This is a genomic window from Brucella rhizosphaerae (genome assembly GCF_002252475.1).
GTDB classification, from domain to species: domain Bacteria; phylum Pseudomonadota; class Alphaproteobacteria; order Rhizobiales; family Rhizobiaceae; genus Brucella; species Brucella rhizosphaerae.
In genome coordinates, this window is record NZ_NNRK01000034.1 from 948,496 (window position 1) to 968,005 (window position 19,510).

Consider the following 19,510-nt stretch of genomic DNA (forward strand, 5'->3'; position numbering starts at 1 on the left):
AAGGAGAGACAGATGTCGAAGAATATAACTTCAAAGTATCGCAAGGGTGTTGCAGCCGTAGCGCTGTCAGCCGCGCTTGCCGGTGCGTTCGTCGCAACCGGCCCGATGGGCGTGATGAACAATGCCCGCGCCGAAGCAGTTAGCGTCACTCCGGTTCAACAGGCTGGCTTTGCCGATCTGGTTGAAAAAGTGCGTCCGGCAGTCGTTAGCGTGCGCGTCAAGAAAGACGTGCAGGAAGCCGATAGCCGTGGCCAGCAAATGGGTACCCCTCCAGGCTTCGATCAGCTGCCTGATGGCCATCCTCTAAAGCGCTTCTTCCGTGATTTTGGAATGGAACCTCGTGGCGATGCGCGTCCGGATAACCGCCGTCCGGGCAATCGCGGCAAGCCACGTCCAGGTCATGAGCGTCCTGTGGCTCAGGGCTCCGGCTTCTTCATCTCTGAAGATGGTTATCTCGTCACCAACAATCACGTTGTTTCCGATGGCGATGCCTATAGCGTTGTTCTCGACGACGGTACAGAACTCGATGCGAAGCTGATCGGTACTGATCCGCGCACCGATCTTGCTGTGCTGAAAATTGATGATGCAAAGCGCAAGTTTACTTATGTGAAGCTCGGCGATGACAGCAAGATCCGCGTTGGTGATTGGGTCGTTGCAGTCGGCAATCCCTTCGGTCTTGGCGGTACAGTTACATCCGGTATCGTTTCGGCTCGTGGTCGTGATATCGGAGCAGGACCTTACGACGATTTCATCCAGATTGATGCTGCTGTTAACAAAGGCAACTCCGGTGGCCCCGCTTTCGATCTGTCGGGCGAAGTCATTGGCATCAACACTGCGATCTTCTCCCCTTCAGGTGGTAGCGTAGGTATTGCTTTTGCAATTCCTGCATCGACTGCAAAGCAGGTTGTTGACCAGCTTATTAAGAAGGGCTCGGTGGAGCGCGGTTGGATTGGTGTTCAGATCCAGCCAGTCAATAAGGATATTGCTGCATCGCTTGGTCTAGCGGAAGAGAAGGGAGCGCTCGTCGCTTCTCCTCAGGCGGATGGCCCTGCTGCAAAGGCGGGCATCAAGTCCGGCGATGTGATCACTGCGGTTAATGGTGAAACGGTTCAGGATCCCCGCGATCTGGCCCGTAAAGTTGCCAATATCATCCCTGGTGAGAAGGCTGCTCTGACCGTTTGGCGCAAGAACAAGGCCGAAGAAATCGATATTACGATTGCGGCCATGCCTCAGGATCTTGGCAAAGCGGACAGCCAGACTGGTGGTGGTGATACCGAACAGGGTGAATCGCTCGACTCCTATGGCCTGACGGTTACGCCATCAGAAGATGGCGACGGCGTGGTTGTCACCAATGTTGATCCTGATAGCGATGCGTCCGATCGTGGAATTCGTTCCGGTGACATCATTGTCTCGGTTAACAATCAGATTGTGAAAAGCGCCAAGGATATCGACAAGGCGATTGCCGAGGCTTCAAAGGCCGGACGTAAGGCTGTGCTGCTGCAGTTGCAGAGCAACGATCAGAGCCGCTTCGTCGCACTGCCGATCGATCAGGGATAATGATTGTATGACGCAGGCTATCTGAAATAAAATGCCAGACGGAGAACCCGTCTGGCATTCCTTCATTTTAACCAATGATCTGGTCTATAGTATCGCCATGAAGATTCTCGTTATCGAAGACGACCGCGAAGCGGCCCGCTATCTGGAGAAGGCCCTTACTGAGGCCGGACATTCAGCCGATATCGCCGGTGATGGCGAGATTGGTTATGCGCTGGCTGAAAACGGCAATTACGATGTGCTGGTCGTAGATCGCATGTTGCCCAAGCGCGACGGTCTTTCCGTTGTGGCCGGTCTGCGCGCCAAAGGCATGGAAACGCCAGTCCTTATCCTTTCTGCTCTTGGCGAAGTGGACGATCGGGTAACGGGGCTGCGTGCAGGTGGTGATGACTATCTGACCAAGCCTTATGCATTTTCTGAATTGCTTGCACGCGTGGAAGTTCTGCAACGCCGGTCAAGTCCGCGCGAGGCTGACACGATCTATCGCGTTGGAGATCTGGAACTCGACAGGCTGGCCCATACGGCGCGCAGACAAGATGTCGATATCACGCTCCAGCCACGAGAGTTTCGCCTGCTTGAATATCTGATGCGTCATGCGGGGCAGGTCGTTACGCGCACGATGTTGCTTGAAAATGTCTGGGATTATCACTTCGATCCTCAGACCAATGTAATTGACGTGCACATCTCGCGGCTTCGCAGCAAAATAGAAAAAGGCTTTGACGTTCCGTTGCTGCACACCGTGCGTGGCGCGGGCTATATGCTCAAAGCCGGGCGCACCAAAGCCTCTGTTGCGAGCGCCAAGGCGGAATGATGGGTCGTTTCTCTGCGCTCATGCGCACGACGGCGGCGCGCTTATCAACGCTCTATCTCCTGTTGTTTGCCGTTGGAGCGGTGGCATTGGTCTTCTACATGACCAACCTTTCTGCTTCCATTATCAATAGTCAGACTCAGGAAGCGCTCGGTGAGGAAGTCGCGAGTATCGGCAAGGCCTATTCGCGGGGTGGTATTCCGCAACTTGTGCGCACGATTGATTATCGTTCCCGGCAACCCGGCGCCTATCTCTATCTTGTGGCAGACCCAACTGGGCGCATCCTGTCTGGCAATGTTGAAGGTGTTGAACCGGGCGTGCTGGACACGGATGGTATTGTCGAACGCGCTTTTAAGTATCGCCGCTATGGCGAGCAGGGAACTGAGACTGAACACCGTGCGATAGCAGTCGTAATTGCACTGCCCAATGGCATGCGCTTGCTCGTTGGTCGTGATCTGGGCGAACCGGAACGCTTCCGTGATCTTGTACGCAGTTCACTCATGCTCGCTCTCGGTATCATGGGGGTCGGCGCACTTCTGATCTGGTTCTTCGTCGGACGTCGCGCACTCAAGCGTATCGATGAAGTCTCGCGCGCTTCGCAGCGCATTATGGATGGCGACCTAACCGGGCGACTGCCGGTCAATGGTTCCGGTGATGAGTTTGATCGTCTCTCCAGCAATCTCAATGTCATGCTTGGCCGCATTCTTGAACTCAATGAAGGTCTGAAGCAGGTTTCCGATAATATTGCGCACGACCTCAAGACGCCACTTACACGCCTGCGCAACCGGGCTGAAGAAGCGCTATCAGGCAAAAAGGCTGGTCCTGAATATCGGGAGGCGTTGGACGGCATCATCGGTGAATCCGATCAGCTGATCCGCACATTTAATGCGATTTTGATGATCTCTCGTCTTGAAGCAGGCTATTCCGCTGAGAACCTTGAGAATATGTCGGTGGCATCAATTGTCAGCGATGTAGCTGAAATGTACGAGCCAGTAGCCGAAGATGCGGGTGCTACATTGACCCTTGGTGCGCTCGATGATGCACCGCTGCATATAAATCGTGAACTCGTCGGTCAGACCGTCTCCAACCTCGTCGATAATGCCATCAAATATGCGCTCTCAGGCGAGAACCCAGCAGTCGTTACACTTTCCATGGAGCGTGATTCACAATGGGTGCGCATTGTGATCGCTGACAACGGCCCAGGCATTCCAGAAGATAAACGCGAGCAGGCAACCGAACGTTTTGTGCGGCTTGAGGAAAGCCGTACACAGCCGGGATCAGGGCTTGGTTTAAGCCTTGCCAAGGCGGTTATGAAATTGCACGGTGGCGCTCTGCGTCTGGAAGATAATGGACCCGGCCTGCGTGCAGTGCTTGAGTTTCCGTTGCCAAAGGACACACAATCTTAAAGTGACATGCTAGAGGGGATCATGGCGGCTGAAAATTCAAAGGAACTGCTTTTCGACCGTAACCTTTGTGGGCTGACACCGCTTGATTCTGAACGAGCACAATCCTTTCTGACCGATCTTGAAGAACGGGCAAAGGAAGAGGAGCTTGGTCACGTCACTCAGCTCTTAGGCAATAAGCAAGCCAGAAGCTTTCTCGCAGCGGTCCTTGATCTGTCACCTTTCATTCGCGAATCCCTGATCCGTCAACCGCGTATTCTCGATCGAATTGCGGTTTTGACGCCTGAAGAGGCGCTCGCCAATATTCTTTCCGAGATTACCGCATACGGCACGGAAGACGGCGTCACTGAAGCTTCTCTGATGAGCAATCTGCGCCAGCGAAAGCGTGAGGCGCATGTGCTGATAGCACTTTGCGATCTGGCACAAGTCTTTAACACGGAAGCAACGACGAGCTGGCTCACTGATCTTGCCGAGGCTTGCACCGGCGCTGCTATCCGTTTCCTCCTTCGCGATACCGACACTGCGGGTAAGATCAAACTGCCTGATCGTGAAAACCCGGACAAGGAATGCGGCTGGATCGTCCTTGGCATGGGTAAGTTCGGTGCGCGTGAGCTCAACTATTCTTCCGATATTGATCTGATCGTCTTTGTTGATGAAACGAGACCGGCAATCGGCGACCCCTATGAATGCGTCGATACGTTCTCGCGTATGACGCGTCGTTTGGTGCGCATTCTTCAAGATCGCACCGCAGACGGCTATGTCTTCCGCGTTGATCTGCGTTTACGTCCAGATCCGGGTTCGACGCCTCTGGCAATCCCCGTTGGTGCAGCTCTTCATTATTATGAAGGACGTGGTCAGAATTGGGAACGTGCGGCCATGATCAAGGCGCGTCCTGTGGCCGGTGATAGAGAGTCTGGCAAACAGGTGTTGGCCGAGCTCGCCCCATATGTCTGGCGTAAATATCTCGACTATGCAGCGATTGCCGACGTCCATTCCATCAAGCGGCAAATCCATGCCCATAAGGGGCACGGCGACATAGCCATTCGCGGTCACAACGTGAAGCTCGGTCGCGGCGGTATCCGCGAGATTGAGTTCTTTGTGCAAACGCAGCAATTGATTGCGGGTGGACGGTTCCCGGAACTGCGTGGCAATCAGACGGTTCCGATGCTGGGAAAACTTGCAGAGCGCGGCTGGATCAGTGAGAAAGCCCGAGATTGCCTTTCCAAGGAATATTACTTCCTGCGCGATGTCGAACATCGCATCCAGATGATTGCCGACGAACAGACCCATATTCTGCCGGAAGACGATGAGGGCTTCGCCCGCGTTTCGCATATGATGGGTTATGCCGATACGTTAGCGTTTTCCGAAGTGTTTCTGTCGGCACTGAAGGTTGTCGAAAAGCACTATGCAGCGCTGTTTGAACAAGCGCCAGATCTTGGTTCCTCCAGTGGCAATCTCGTTTTCACCGGCGATGTCGATGATCCGGGCACATTGGAAACCCTTACCTCTATGGGATATGAGCGCCCCAGCGATATCTGCCGTGTTATTCGTACCTGGCATTTCGGTCGCTATCGCGCCACGCAATCAGCCGAAGCAAGAGAACGCCTCACAGAGCTGACCCCGGCCTTGCTGCAAGCTTTTGCTGCAACCGAGCGTGCCGACGACTCACTCTTGCGGTTCGATGGGTTCTTGCAAGGTCTGCCTGCAGGCATTCAGCTTTTCAGTCTGCTGCAATCAAATCCGCGTCTTCTCAATCTCCTTGTGATGATCATGAGCGCGGCTCCTCGACTAGCTGAAATCATCACACGCAAGCCGCATGTTTTCGACGGCCTGCTCGATCCGGCGATTTTTTCTGAAGTGCCGACCCGGGTCTATCTTGAAGAACGGTTGCGCGCATTTCTGGGTGCTGCAACAGATTTCGAGGAAGTGCTGGACCGCCTGCGTATTTTTGCAGCCGAGCACCGTTTTCTTATCGGCATTCGTCTTCTGACAAGCGCAATTGATGGCGTCCGCGCCGGTCGCGCCTTTTCTGATCTTGCTGAATTGATGATCGGGAAAGCCTTTGAGGTCGTCGAAGCCGAATTACAAAGACGCCACGGCAAAATAAAAGGTGCCAAGGCTGCACTTCTCTCCATGGGTAAGCTCGGTAGTCGCGAACTGACAGCCGGCTCCGATGTCGATTTGATCCTGCTTTATGATCACGACAAGGATACTGAGGAATCGGACGGCGACAAGCCGCTGGCTCCATCGCAATATTATATCCGGCTCACACAGCGGCTCATCGCGGCACTCTCCGCTCCGACCGCTGAGGGCGTGCTTTACGAAGTCGATATGCGATTGCGCCCATCGGGCAACAAAGGCCCTGTCGCTACGCATATTGAATCATTCGGAAAGTATCAGCGCACAGAAGCCTGGACATGGGAGCATATGGCACTGACGCGCGCACGCCCAATTCATGGCGACGTTGCATTTATAGATTTCATCAAGGATGAAATTGACGAAGTGCTCTCTACCAAGCGCGATAGACAGAAGATCGCCAAGGATGTGCGTGAAATGCGCGATCTTATCTATCAGGAAAAGCCACCACGCGACGATTGGGATTTCAAACTGAAACCGGGTGGTATTGTCGATCTGGAGTTCATCGCTCAGTTCGCGGTTCTTGTTGGAAAGGTCGCAAAGAACCCGCGTCCTCTTGCAACTGAGGAAGTGCTCGCCGAACTTGATCCCTCATTCGCCGATCCGGCTACGATTGATACTCTGGTTGAAGCGCATCGCTTCTATACCAATCTCAGCCAGACGATTCGTCTTTGCCTTGGCAGCGACGCAACGCGCGAAGAGTTCATTCCCGGAATGATTGATATTCTCTGTCGCGCTGCCGAACTGCCAGACATCAAACGCGTTGAGCATCATCTGACGGAACTTGCCGCGCATGTTCGAGCCAGCTTTGATAAGCTCATAGTCTAATTAAGCTGCGTGAATCTCACTATGCTGACTGGAAGCGATAGCTTGCCTCCGGTCCGGAATGCAGACCGAGACCACAGTTCCAACGCCTTCGGTCGAACGGATACGCAGCCAGCCACCATGGAGTTCCGCGAGTGAGCGGGTAATCGCAAGACCCAGACCCGAACCGCTATGCGACTTGGTGAACTGGTTCTCGACCTGCTCAAATGGCTGACCGATTTTACGTAAAGCGGATTTCGGAATGCCGACGCCCGTATCCTGAATGGTCATGAACAGAGCCGATCCGGTTTTGCGTGCGCGCACCGTGATACGACCATTGTGGGATGTGAATTTCACCGCATTGGACAGAAGATTAATCAGCACCTGCTTGACTGCACGGCGGTCCGCATTGAGCTGCATGGCTTCTTCAATGCGGGTCTCAACCGTGATGTTCTTTTCATCCGCCTGAAGCGAGATCATGCGCACGGTTTCATTTATCAGCGGGCATAGATCGATTTCTTCACGGTCGAGTGAGAAATGGCCTGCTTCGATTTTCGACATATCGAGAATGTCATTGATAACGTTCAGCAGGAAGTTGCCGCTGGTGTGAATGTCGTTGATATATTCTTCATAGCGGTCCGAACCGAGTGGCCCGAAAGTGCCAGCCTGAATCATTTCGGAGAAGCCGATGATTGCATTGAGTGGCGTGCGCAGTTCGTGAGACATGTTGGCAAGGAATTCAGACTTGGCACGGTTTGCAGCTTCCGCGCGTTCCTTTTCCTGTCCGTACTTACGAGCAAGTTCGGATAGTTCACGCACGCGGTCGCGCTCACCCTTTCGGGCAATTGAGAGGTCGTGAATTGTTGCCATCAGACGACGTTCGCTATCGACAAGACGTTCCTGATGCTGCTTGATCTGGGTAATGTCGGTACCAATTGAAACCAGACCACCGTCCTGTGTGCGGCGTTCATTGACCTGTAGCCAGCGACCATCGCTCAATTGACGTTCAAAAGTCTGACCGCCAGCACGGTTATGCTCATTCGCCATGCGGCGTTCAAAGCTGAACGGGCGTGTATGGGCATCAACTTCGTTGCGTGGCACACCGGGCTTCAGTGTCCAGACCGGAAGACCTGCATATTCACTGAACTTGGAATTGGCCATCACCAGACGGTTATTGGAATCCCAGAGAACGAATGCCTCGGAAATATTTTCGATAGCTTCGCGGATACGCATGTCGGCCTCTGCCGTCTGCTGTGCAAAGCGATGCTGCTCACTGACGTCGAATGCAATGCCGACGAGGTGCAGATCATTCTCAGATGCGATTTCCGCACGAACCCGCATCCACACCCACGAACCATCGGCATGACGCATACGGAAGACGCGGTCCACATGCGAAATGTCGCCAGCCGCAGCCTGTTCGGCAATCGAATAAAGATCGCCGTCTTCTGGATTGATAATTGCCGATACATCACCAAAGGCGAGCACAGCATCCTGCGCCTCATAGCCGAGCATCTCATACATGGAACGTGACCAGTAGATACGTCCACGCGCCATATCCCAATCCCACAGACCACCACGACCGCGTGCCAGCGCCATATCAATACGACGCTGAATCTGACCGGATAAATCATCGGCTTCGCGAGCACGCGCTGCCTGACTGAAATATGCATAAAGGATCGCGAACATGACCCCGGTCGTGCCTGCAAAGAGTGTCACGTTGAGCGATACGGCGCGCTTCCATTCCGCAAAGATCGTTCTTTCCGGCTCAGCTGCAATAATCGCATAAGGCACGGTCATTGGTTTTGACACAGTACCATATGCAGCTTCACCGCTCATGACGACGGTCAGAACACCGGCGCGTTCTGCAAACATGAACAAAGGCTGGATATCGCTGAATACATCATCGGCCTGTTTTCCAACGATGTCTGTTGCAGGCCCGGAGGCCGTGACGATGACTGAATCGTCATTGACCAGAGCAATCGTCATGCCGCTGGAAGAAAGGCCGCGTGAACGAAATTCAGCAATCGTATTATCTAGATCTTTGGGCGCCATTTGTGCGCCAGCTTGTGTGCCGTTGGCAGCACGCTCGATCATTTGCGCCAGATTTGCCGTTGCTGCGGACAAGGCGGCTTTGTGCTGCAATTCAATATCTTCGCGCCATGACAACATCGAGAAAACGCGCGCCACGCCGAGTATGATCAGAAAGATGATAATGAGAGCCGGAACAAGACGGCGCAATACGGGCTCGACTGCCACGAACTTGCCGTAGGCAGGACCTGCAAGAAGCTTGGCATGCCCTGAGAGCCTGCCTTTCTTCCGCTTTCGTCCGGAGTCGCGATGCTTCCCCGCCGTCGCGTCGTACGCGTCGGTGCTCGCCATCTGTTGGTCCCTCTTGATTTGCCGTTACAGTTCCCAAGATGCGCCAGAAGCGCTGTCCGCCCGAAACTGCTTGAACTGAAATCTCTACTCAAAATGTTTCGGAATACGCCGTCTCCGAACAGCTTCAATGAATCAAAAGTGATTCGCGCTGTCCAGTGAATTCGTTAACGAGATGTAAAAAACACCACTGACGCAATCGGTTTTTCTTTTGAATCTCAATCTGTTAAGCGGAATCAGTTTCGGAAGCGGTCCATCTAACATCATGAAAAGACTCACGAAAGCCGTAAGTTTTTGCAGGCTATATCTGGCTTTGCTTGAATAACGATGGGACTGTTACACCCGGCCCATTTCTGGGCCGGGTGTAACAGATTAGCAAATCGCAATGTATGATTCGCGAATCAGGCCAGAGTTCTGTCCACGATGTCGCGAAGATCGGTTGAGAGCTTCGATGCTCCGGCAATGCGTGCCAGCGCAGCACGTGCATGCTCGCGACGGGTATCTTCCAGCGAACGCCATGACCGCAAAGCAGTAAGCAGGCGTGCCGCCAGCTGCGGGTTTTCAGGGTCGATAGACAGAATGATGTCGGCAAAGAAGGCGTAAGCTGCCCCATCTTTCCGATTGAAGCCGGTTGGATTGCTGGCTGAGAATGCGCCAATCAGCGCGCGCACACGGTTCGGATTGTCGAAAGAGAAAAGCTTGTGCTTGGTGAGTGCCCGAACGGCATCAAGCGCCTTTTCCCCGGGGCGAGTTGCTTGCACTATAAACCATTTGTCCATCACCAACCCATCGTCGCCGAACCGCTTCTCGAACGATGCAAGTGCTCCCTGCGCCTGGTGGCTGTCTCCGAAACGATGCACCAATACGCTCAGAGCGGCTGCGCGGTCGGTCATGTTATCGCCATCGGCAAACTGCTGAGCTGCCCGGGCAGGGCTGTTTTCGTATCGGCTGAGATAGTCGAGAAGCACGTTGCGCAAGGCGCGCTTGCCAGCCGGTATTGCGTCTGGTGAGAACGTTCCTTCCTGCTGCAAGCTTGCATAAAGCGATGCGAAATCGCGTGCATAAGCGGAAACGATCGCAGCGATGAGGTGGTCACGGCTTGCGCGAATTGCGTCGGGATCGACATTGTGTCCCATTTCGCGCGCGATATCGCCTTCGGTCGGCAAGGTGAGGCAAAGAGCACGGAACGCCGCATCAAGCGTCTCATCCGAGGCAACGCGTCCCGCAAGTTCAATGATTCTGTCGTCAGTCTCCGGCTCATATCCACCACGTACACGCTTGGCGCCGTCCAGCAGGGCCTGTGTGAAAATGCCGGTAAGAGCTTGCCAACGGGCGACCGGATCGCTGTCATTCAGCGCCAGGAATATGAGGTCTTCCGCCGTGAGGGGTGAAACCAGATTGATCGGTGCAGAGAAACCGCGCAGCAATGACGGGACGGGACGTTGCTTGATGCCATGAAAGACGATCGTTTCAGTAGAGCGACGAAGATGGATGATGCCATCATGCACTTCACCACCTGCAACCAACGAGGGCTCAATGTCTTTGCCGTCTGATCCGAGAAGACCAAAGGCAATCGGAATATGCATTGGCTTTTTTGTCGGCTGGCCCGGTGTGGGCGCGAGCGACTGTGTGAACTCAATAGTGAAAGTTTCTTTTGCGGCATTAAAGTCGAAGCTGGCTTCGACTTTCGGAGTTCCAGACTGATCATACCAGAGCGCGAATTGTGAGAAGTCCTGTCCTGATACATCGGCAAAGACTTTGATGAAATCTTCGATGGTTGCCGCTTCACCATCATGACGCTCAAAATAGAGGTCCATACCTTTGCGGAACATATCGGGCCCAATGATGGTGCGGATCATGCGCACCACTTCTGAACCTTTTTCGTAAACGGTAGCTGTGTAGAAATTGTTGATCTCGCTATACTCGCGAGGGCGTACCGGATGCGAAAGAGGACCGCTGTCTTCCGGGAATTGCTGCGCCTTGAGAATTTTCACTTCCGCGATGCGCTTCACAGGGCGCGAGCGCTCATCCGCAGAAAATTCATGATCGCGATAAACGGTCAGACCTTCTTTGAGGCAGAGCTGAAACCAGTCGCGACAAGTAATGCGGTTGCCGGTCCAGTTATGAAAATATTCATGCGCTATAACAGTTTCGATGCCTGCATAATCCACGTCTGTTGCGGTATCGGAGTCAGCGAGTACATACTTATCGTTGAAGACGTTGAGGCCCTTGTTTTCCATTGCCCCCATATTGAAGTCGGATACGGCAACGATATTGAAGACATCAAGATCATATTCCCGCCCGAATTTCTCCTCGTCCCAACGCATGGAGCGCTTGAGCGCATCCATGGCGTAAAGCGCGCGATCCTGCTTGCCATGTTCGACATAAATAGCGAGGTCGACCGGGCGACCTGATTGCGTGGTAAAGTGGTCCTTCACGACGTCAAGTGAACCTGCAACAAGGGCAAACAGATAAGACGGCTTCGGGTGCGGGTCGTGCCAGATGGCAAAATGTCGATCCACATCGCCTGATACAGTGCCATGTTCGACGGGATTGCCGTTTGCGAGCAAAATCGGCGCGGCTATCTTCTCAGCGTCAACACGTACGGTATAAACCGAAAGCACATCAGGGCGGTCATAATAATAGGTGATGCGTCGGAAGCCTTCCGCTTCGCACTGTGTGCAATAGACATCACTCGACCGATATAGCCCCGAGAGCTGGCGGTTCGTGGTCGGATTGACTTCTGTGATGATCTCCAGCGTGAAGCGGTCTGCATCGGGTAGATCGGTGATTTCGAGCTGATCGGGTGTCGCTGAATAAGCATTGTCACCCAGTGGTGTACCATTGAGGCTCAAGCCGATCAGTTTCAACTCATCTCCATCCAGAACAAGTGGCGTTCCTGGAGGCGTTTCAGCGCGCCGCTCGATGGTCAGCTGGGCTTTGACAATCGTCTTTTCCGGCTCAAGTATGAAGTCGAGTTTCGTTTCTGGAATGGCGTAAGGGGTAGGGCGATAATCTTCGAGGCGGAATGTATGGCCGGTTTCAGTACGCATTGCGAAACTCTTCTTTGGAGCGCAGCCCAAAATTCTGAAGCGATTTTTGGACGAGATACGCGTTAAAATAAATTACGAGAGCGCCTATACGATTTAATCAAATCAAACGGCGCCCCAAGCACTTCGATGCAAGAGTCGTATCCGGCTTTTTAGCAAACGACAAGAAAAGCGAAGTTGCTCAATATTTTTTACCTACTGATCTCTGCTTGGCTGGCACTTTATTGCGAACCGGCCTATGGATAGCGCAATAACTATAATTTCCCGCCTTGCACTTTATCTCCCGTTTAAGGAATTGCGTTGTGAAGTCCCTTCCGGACGCGGCCTCCGCAAATGTTCAGGTCAGCGAAACCAGCGAGCCTGATCTGCTTCAGAACAACCCCATGCTGGGGATCAGCCTTAAGGTCGCTTCGGTTGCTGTTTTTGTGGGAATGTCGACTTTGCTCAAGGCTGCTGAGGGCATTCCTCTTGGTCAGCTGATCTTCTTCCGTTCATTCTTCGCAGTGCTGGCGATCCTTGTCTATTTTGCTTTACGGGGACAACTGTCTGGCATTCTTCAAACGCGCCACGGCTTCAGCCACTTCTGGCGCGGGATGGTTGGTGTGGGTGCTATGTCGCTGAGCTTTTATGCGCTGACAAAGCTACCTTTGCCTGAAGCCATCGCCATCAATTACGCGTCACCGCTCATTGCTGTGGTGCTGGGCGCTCTTATCTTGCATGAAGTCGTCAGGCTTTATCGTTGGAGTGCGGTGATCATAGGTCTGCTTGGTGTCATGATCATTATCTGGCCACGCATGACGTTATTTGCGGAAGGCAATGTAGGGCACAACGAAGCCATGGGTGCGCTTGCGGCCCTCGGTGGGGCAGCAATGGCTGCTTTTGCAATGATGCTGGTGCGCCGTCTTGTGCAGACAGAGCGCACATCGACAATCGTTATCTATTTCTCGATTTCAGCCAGTGTCATTGCACTGGTCAGTGTTCCATTTGGCTGGGTCATGCCAAGCTGGCCTCAGCTCGCAATGCTGATAGGGGCGGGGATTGCCGGCGGCATCGCCCAGATATTGCTTACGGAATGCTATCGACACGCACCAATGAGCACGATTGCACCATTTGAATACACATCGATGCTGCTCGGCTTGGGTATCGGGTTTCTATTCTTTGGCGATATTCCGACCTTCGAGATGCTGTTAGGCAGTGCAATTGTGATGACAGCCGGTGGTTATATCATCTATCGCGAGCATCAGCTGGCGATAGAGCCGCACAAGGCGAACACACCGCAACAGTCACAGTAGTCTTTTATACCAGGACAAGATCACGCTTGCCCCGGCGTTCCTTCTGCGCGCGGGTCGAGCTGCATTGTTTCCGGCGTCGATTGACCATCGGGTGTATGGAACTTGAATTCTGTTTTCTGATCACTGATTGCAGGACGCTCGAACCGGCGGATACGCCAGAAAGCGTGGAGTCCGTAAACCGCATAAGCAACAGCCATGGTCACGAAGAAGCCGGACGCGCCGATGAGATCCATCATCGGGCCTGAAATTGCCGGTCCAAGCACGCTGCCGCAGCCGTAAATGATCAGAAGGCCGCCGGAGATTTTCACGAACTCATTGGTATCGGCATAGTCATTGGCGTGCGCTACATTGAGACTGTAGATAGGATAGAGCACAGAGCCGAACAGGAACATCATGATGTAAAGCGTGTAAGGTGATGTTGGATGGATTAACAGCATGATAGCCGACAGCACAAACCCAATAACACCTGCTATGACCATCACAATTCGACGGTCTACGAGGTCTGATGCACGGCCAATCGGGTACTGAAAAATTGCGCCACCGATCATGGCACAGGCAAGCATGGTCGCAATGCCAAAGGTCGTAAGCCCATTCATTTCGCCATAGATCGCGGCGAGAAAGCTCCATGTGCTAGCAACAATACCGGCAATGAATGAACCGATGGCTGCAGCCGGCGAGCGTCGATAAAGGCCTTTCAAATCGAGCGAAGCCTGAGTGAGCGGGTTTGGCGACTGCGCACTTGAAAGTGTGGTCGGAAGCAGGGCGCTTGCATAGATGATGGCGCAGACAATGAAGAGTGTAACGGTCGTCGCATCGCCAAAGGGCAAAATATATTGTCCGCACATCAGACCAAGCATCGTGATGATCATGTAGAACGAGAAAATCTTGCCACGCGTTTCGTTTGTAACGCGCTCATTCAGCCAGCTTTCGATAATCATGTAGGAACCGGCAAGCGAGAAGCCTGCGATGCCACGAAAGATCATCCACGCATAAGGGCTTATGATCAAAGAATGCAGGAGCAGTGCAATCGAGAGGAGTGTCAGCAGGGCTGAAAACACGCGCACATGACCGACGCGTCGCACCAGATGCGGGATCAGGATGCAGCCCATCGTGAAAGCGAGTGAATAGGACGTTCCCATCCAACCGATAGTCGTGGTTGACCAGCCTTCGATCCCGCCGCGGATGGGCAGGAGAATACCCGCAAGCCCGCCTGCAAGCAGCATGAGAAATGTGCTTGCCAACAAGGCGGCTATGGGCAGGAGCTGTCCAGCCATGATAAACTCCACGAAGGGCTATATTGTCCACGAGGACTATATTTAAAGAATACCTGTTACCGTCAGGCGTCGTTCAAAATGCGAACTACTGCATGTTTGCGGCATGTTGGTGACAGTCTTGCTGGCGATGCCACTGAAATGAAGGAATATCAATCGCCTAATTCGGCTAGCTTCATTTTAACCGCGAGAAAATCACGCCAGGCAAAGCGCTTTTGTGCAGGCGTGCGCAGCAGATAGGCGGGGTGCAATGTAGGCATGACAGGAATTTCCACGCCCGAAGCCGTGCGATGCACTTTCCAATTGCCACGCAGGCGCAGGATGCCTTCAGTCGCCCCCGTCAGAGCCTTGCCTGCCGGACCGCCCAGTGCGACCAGTATTTTGGGCGCTGCAAGCTCAATCTGACGTTCGATAAACGGACGGCACAATTCTGTTTCGACAGGTGTGGGGGTTCGATTGCCCGGTGGCCGCCATGGAATTGTGTTGGCGATATAAACATTCTCACGCTTGAGGCCGATGGCCTCGATCATCCGGTCGAGAAGTTGTCCGGATCTACCGACGAATGGCAGTCCTTCTATATCCTCATCACGGCCGGGAGCTTCACCAACGAACATGATGTCCGACGATGGGTCACCATCGGCAAAACAGAGGTTTTTGGCGGTGAACTTCAAATTGCAGCTGTCAAATGCCGCAAGCTTTTCATGCAGTTCTTCCAGTGTCGCTGCCTGGGAAGCAGCTTCACGAGCGAGCGCTATCTGTGTGCTGTCCGGAACATCAGCCGCAGCCTGAACAGGGCGGCTTGTAGGCGAGGGAACTGCTGCCGGGCGTGGTTGCTGTTGTTGCGCACGGTCGGCCTGTGGGACAGATCTGTTTTCCTGTGCCGCTGCTGGTTTTGCTGGCTGGCGTTGCGGCTCCGCGAAGCGATCGATAGGCGTGTCGGAAAGCGGCATGTCAACGCCCGCTTCCGCGTAAAAGCGGAGCAGACCTTCCATATCCAATGTTTCCCGGTCATCGATCATGTTTTTACCTCACAGATTGAGGTGGCGAATTTTGGTGTTAATTGCAAGTGTGTGGCGAATAATTCCGGTTCATAGAGTGATTAAAGCATGTCTCCCAAAAGTGGGAGCCGGTTTTGGGACAAAGGCATGCGTAAACCCTGCACGGCATGTCTCCCAAAAGTGGGAACCGATTTTGGGACAAACACAACATGTCTCGTAAAAGTGGGACTCGGGCTTGGATACCGATATTTGAAGTTGCGTCACAATAGCCCACAAGCACTCGCAGCATTGTTTAAAAATTGACGTTTACGTTAAAGTAAATATTGTGAAGGCGTCTGGCACGGTAATTTTGGACAATTGGACGCATATGCGACAGTCTTCAACTCTGCGAGAGGGTAAAGCCAAGGGTGTGCATCCCGAAAGTACCAAGCGGCTTTCGGACGCGATGCGCGTGAAAAAAATGTTAGAGCGCAATCTGGTCTATGCAGATTGAAAACCGTTCTACTGCATAAATTCTTAAACTTTAATCAGTTTAAAGTGAAATTATGCAGCAAATTTAGACTGTTAGAGTGACCTTTGTGCGTCCAATAGGGCGCAAGGCGCTCTGAGGGGAAACAAGGCCTGTCGGAATATGGTTTATCCCCATTCGCGATAGGTTCATGAGCAAAAACAATTGGATGCATAACCCGCGCTGAAATAGTGAGGGGGAAATGTAACCCTGACGGAGGCACGAATGTCTGAAGCCCCAGAAGTTGAAAGCCAGGAGCTTCCCGAACGCGAAAGCATGGAATTTGATATTGTGATTGTCGGCGCGGGCCCTGCTGGTCTTGCTGCGGCTATCCGTTTCAAACAAATCAATCCTGAGCTTTCAGTCGTCGTTCTTGAAAAGGGCGGTGAAGTCGGCGCACATATTCTGTCAGGCGCGGTTGTCGATCCAAGCGGTATCGATCAGTTGCTGCCGGGTTGGCGTGACGAAGAGGGGCATCCATTCAAGACGCCCGTGACTGCAGATCATTTCTTGCTGCTCGGTCCTGCGGGTTCTGTGCGTTTGCCGAATTTCGCCATGCCGCCACTGATGAGCAATCATGGCAATTACATTGTGTCGCTGGGTAATGTCTGCCGCTGGCTTGGTACCAAGGCAGAAGAACTCGGTGTCGAAATTTATCCGGGCTTTGCCGCCACCGAAGTCCTTTATAATGACGAAGGTGCTGTGATTGGTGTCGCCACTGGTGATATGGGTGTCGAGCGTGATGGCACACACGGTCCGAACTATACGCGTGGTATGGCGCTGCTTGGTAAATATGTACTGATCGGTGAAGGTGCGCGCGGTTCGCTTGCCAAGGAACTGATTGCCAGGTTCAAGCTTGACGAAGGTCGCGAGCCAGCAAAATTCGGTATTGGCCTCAAGGAACTCTGGCAGGTTGACCCGTCCAGGCATAAGCCGGGCTTGGTGCAGCATTCATTTGGGTGGCCGCTGGATATGAAGACCGGCGGCGGTTCATTCCTTTATCATCTTGAAGACAACATGGTTGCGGTCGGCTTTGTGCTGCATCTCAACTACAAGAATCCGTATCTGTCGCCGTTCGAGGAGTTTCAGCGCTTCAAGACGCATCCAGCAATCCGCGACACGTTCGAGGGTGGCAAGCGTCTTTCCTATGGCGCCCGCGCTATTACCGAAGGCGGCTTCCAGTCGGTGCCCAAGCTATCCTTCCCGGGTGGTGCGCTGATCGGTTGTTCTGCTGGTCTTGTGAACGTGCCACGCATCAAGGGCAGCCATAATGCTGTCCTGTCGGGCATTCTTGCTGCCGACAAGATCGCCGAAGCTCTTGCCGCCGGTCGTTCCAATGATGAGCCAATCGAGATTGAAAACAGCTGGCGAAGCAGTGCAATCGGCAAAGATCTCAAGAAGGTCCGTAACGTCAAGCCGTTGTGGTCGAAGTTGGGAACCGTTGTTGGTGTGACGCTTGGTGGTCTTGATATGTGGACCAACCAGCTTTTCGGCTTTTCGTTCTTTGGTACGCTCAAGCATGGCAAGACTGATGCACAGGCGCTGGAACCGGCAGCCAAGCACAAGAAGATTACCTATCCAAAGCCGGATGGCGTTCTGACTTTTGATCGTCTCTCATCGGTGTTCTTGTCGAACACAAACCATGATGAAAACGAGCCGGTGCATTTGCAGGTTGCAGACATGAAATTGCAACAGACTTCGGAACACGACGTTTTTGCAGGCCCATCGACGCGCTATTGCCCGGCAGGCGTTTATGAATGGGTCGATGCAGACGGCAATTCGGCCGCTGACCCGCAGGCCAAGGATGTTCGCTTCGTGATCAATGCGCAAAACTGTGTGCATTGCAAAACTTGCGACATCAAGGACCCGAACCAGAACATTAACTGGGTTCCGCCACAAGGAGGCGAAGGACCAGTTTACGTGAACATGTAATGTTTACGGAGACTGTGTCCGTCTCGACCGGTGTATAAAAATTGTGGCGAAGGACCGGTTTACGTGAACATGTAATGTTTGCAGCAATACGGAATAGAAAAAGGCGGTTTTGAACCGCCTTTTTTATTGCAGCATGACGGACTGGGTTTCCGGTTCGTCGTCATCTTGTCGTACTGGCAAGGGAACTGAAAATTCCAGTCTTACAGGCAGGTGGTCAGAGCCAACTTCTTCGCGGGAAACGGCGACGGGAGCTCCGATTTCATGGCTCACCAAAATCTGATCGATTGGCAGTCCGATAAAAGGCGCGAGTTTTGCGGGCAGGCTCTGCGGCATCCATGTGCCACCAATGCCTGTCATCGTTTTTGTGCCCGAGGCTTTTTCAATACGGTGGACTGCATTGCTCCAGGGTGTGGCGTTGAAGTCGCCCGCGATGATCGAAGGGCCGATGAACTTCTGTAATTCCGGCGCGAGCACATCAAGGATAGCTGCCTGACCAAAAGGCCATGGCAGGACCGAGTGGTATGCTGCAACATTTACACTTGTGCCGCTGAAATCGACGGTAGTCATGGCTAGGCGATCATCGCCGAGGCAGGTCTGTGTGCTGCCTTCGCTGAATGGGCGGCGTGACAGAATGCCGACCCCCATGTTGCTACTGTCTTTGCGACATTCAAAATGATAAGGATATGTACCCTTCAGAATGTTGATCCACATTGCCCAGTCTGAACCAGCTTCCTGATAGGTGATGACGTCAGGCTTTTCCTGCGCGATCATCTGTAAAACGCGCTTCGGTTCAGAATTGTTGTAGCGCAGATTTATTTGAACCAGACTGTAGCGTGCGCCCGTCGTTGGCTCATTCGCTTGTGCAGAGGATGATCCATCAAGCAGATTGCGCGTCGCTCCTAAGGTGGTGCTGAAAGCGAGGGTTGCGAACAACAGGATCATGACACCTTCGCGTCGCATCGTTGTGAACAAGAGCGGTAGCGCGAGCAGGGCCATCAGAATTGCGAGATGCGGCCGGAAATGCGCAAAAGAATCAAGCGCCGGATGCGCAGATCCGAGAAAACCGAGCACTAGCGGGACTGACACCAAAATAGCGATGATCAGCAGAATAAAAGAAAGGTTCTCGCGGCGTTTTGACATGATACGCACCCAGAGCATTTCCAACAAAAGTGCGAAACGATTTTGCGTAGGACAATGCGTGAAAATAAACAGTCAGACGCGGTTCAACGATCTGACGTAATTGAAACCGCTCTGGTGGATTGAATTTAACGTTTGAATCCCGACGGACATACACGATGTTTCAAACGTCAAATTCGAAAAATCCACCAGCTTCATAAGCTTGCTAGTGGTCATTTAGATTCCGACATTTGCTCAACGC

The 19,510-nt window shown here is 53.1% G+C and carries 11 protein-coding genes; 6 read left to right on the top strand and 5 right to left on the bottom strand.

Annotation, left to right across the window (positions count from 1 at the left end):
- Positions 1 to 12 precede the first annotated feature (12 nt).
- The 4 genes from CEV32_RS21655 to CEV32_RS21670 all read left to right on the top strand — a co-directional run bounded on the left by CEV32_RS21655 (position 13) and on the right by CEV32_RS21670 (position 6,729).
- Positions 13 to 1,557 (top strand): Do family serine endopeptidase, encoded by a 1,545-nt coding sequence (locus tag CEV32_RS21655; protein ID WP_094579125.1) that lies wholly within the window; start codon positions 13 to 15, stop codon positions 1,555 to 1,557.
- Between the two features lie 97 nt (positions 1,558 to 1,654).
- Complete coding sequence (locus CEV32_RS21660) at positions 1,655 to 2,365, top strand: response regulator transcription factor (protein WP_094579217.1); 711 nt, start codon at positions 1,655 to 1,657, stop codon at positions 2,363 to 2,365.
- Entirely contained in the window at positions 2,362 to 3,768 is a 1,407-nt protein-coding gene (locus tag CEV32_RS21665; protein ID WP_094579126.1) for a sensor histidine kinase, read from the top strand. Before CEV32_RS21660 ends, CEV32_RS21665 begins: the two co-directional genes overlap by 4 nt.
- A 21-nt stretch (positions 3,769 to 3,789) precedes the next feature.
- Positions 3,790 to 6,729, top strand: a complete 2,940-nt coding sequence (locus tag CEV32_RS21670) for a bifunctional [glutamine synthetase] adenylyltransferase/[glutamine synthetase]-adenylyl-L-tyrosine phosphorylase (protein ID WP_094579127.1) — start codon at positions 3,790 to 3,792, stop codon at positions 6,727 to 6,729.
- Here CEV32_RS21670 and CEV32_RS21675 read toward each other — a convergent pair whose 3' ends face one another.
- Positions 6,730 to 9,084 carry a PAS domain-containing sensor histidine kinase gene (locus CEV32_RS21675; RefSeq protein WP_094579128.1) on the bottom strand — a complete coding sequence of 785 codons (2,355 nt, stop codon included), beginning with the start codon at positions 9,082 to 9,084 and terminating at the stop codon, positions 6,730 to 6,732.
- Positions 9,085 to 9,482: 398 nt separating this feature from the next.
- Entirely contained in the window at positions 9,483 to 12,134 is a 2,652-nt protein-coding gene (gene pepN / locus CEV32_RS21680; protein ID WP_094579129.1) for an aminopeptidase N, read from the bottom strand.
- Positions 12,135 to 12,514: 380 nt separating this feature from the next.
- Here pepN and CEV32_RS21685 point away from each other — a divergent pair, with 380 nt between their 5' ends.
- Entirely contained in the window at positions 12,515 to 13,423 is a 909-nt protein-coding gene (locus CEV32_RS21685; RefSeq protein WP_094579218.1) for a DMT family transporter, read from the top strand.
- Between the two features lie 20 nt (positions 13,424 to 13,443).
- Here the strand turns inward: CEV32_RS21685 and CEV32_RS21690 are convergent, their stop codons facing one another.
- Both CEV32_RS21690 and CEV32_RS21695 read right to left on the bottom strand, forming a co-directional pair.
- On the bottom strand, positions 13,444 to 14,697 hold the full coding sequence (locus CEV32_RS21690; RefSeq protein WP_094579130.1) for an MFS transporter: 1,254 nt from the start codon (positions 14,695 to 14,697) through the stop codon (positions 13,444 to 13,446).
- 149 nt (positions 14,698 to 14,846) lie between these two features.
- A complete protein-coding gene (locus CEV32_RS21695) occupies positions 14,847 to 15,713 on the bottom strand; it encodes a uracil-DNA glycosylase family protein (protein WP_094579131.1) in 867 nt (288 codons plus the stop codon).
- 712 nt (positions 15,714 to 16,425) lie between these two features.
- Here CEV32_RS21695 and CEV32_RS21700 point away from each other — a divergent pair.
- Positions 16,426 to 18,132: an electron transfer flavoprotein-ubiquinone oxidoreductase gene (locus tag CEV32_RS21700; RefSeq protein WP_094579132.1), complete on the top strand. Its 1,707-nt coding sequence runs from the start codon at positions 16,426 to 16,428 to the stop codon at positions 18,130 to 18,132.
- 123 nt (positions 18,133 to 18,255) lie between these two features.
- Here the strand turns inward: CEV32_RS21700 and CEV32_RS21705 are convergent, their stop codons facing one another.
- Positions 18,256 to 19,272, bottom strand: coding sequence for an endonuclease/exonuclease/phosphatase family protein (locus CEV32_RS21705; protein ID WP_094579219.1), 1,017 nt, complete (start codon positions 19,270 to 19,272; stop codon positions 18,256 to 18,258).
- Positions 19,273 to 19,510 lie beyond the last annotated feature (238 nt).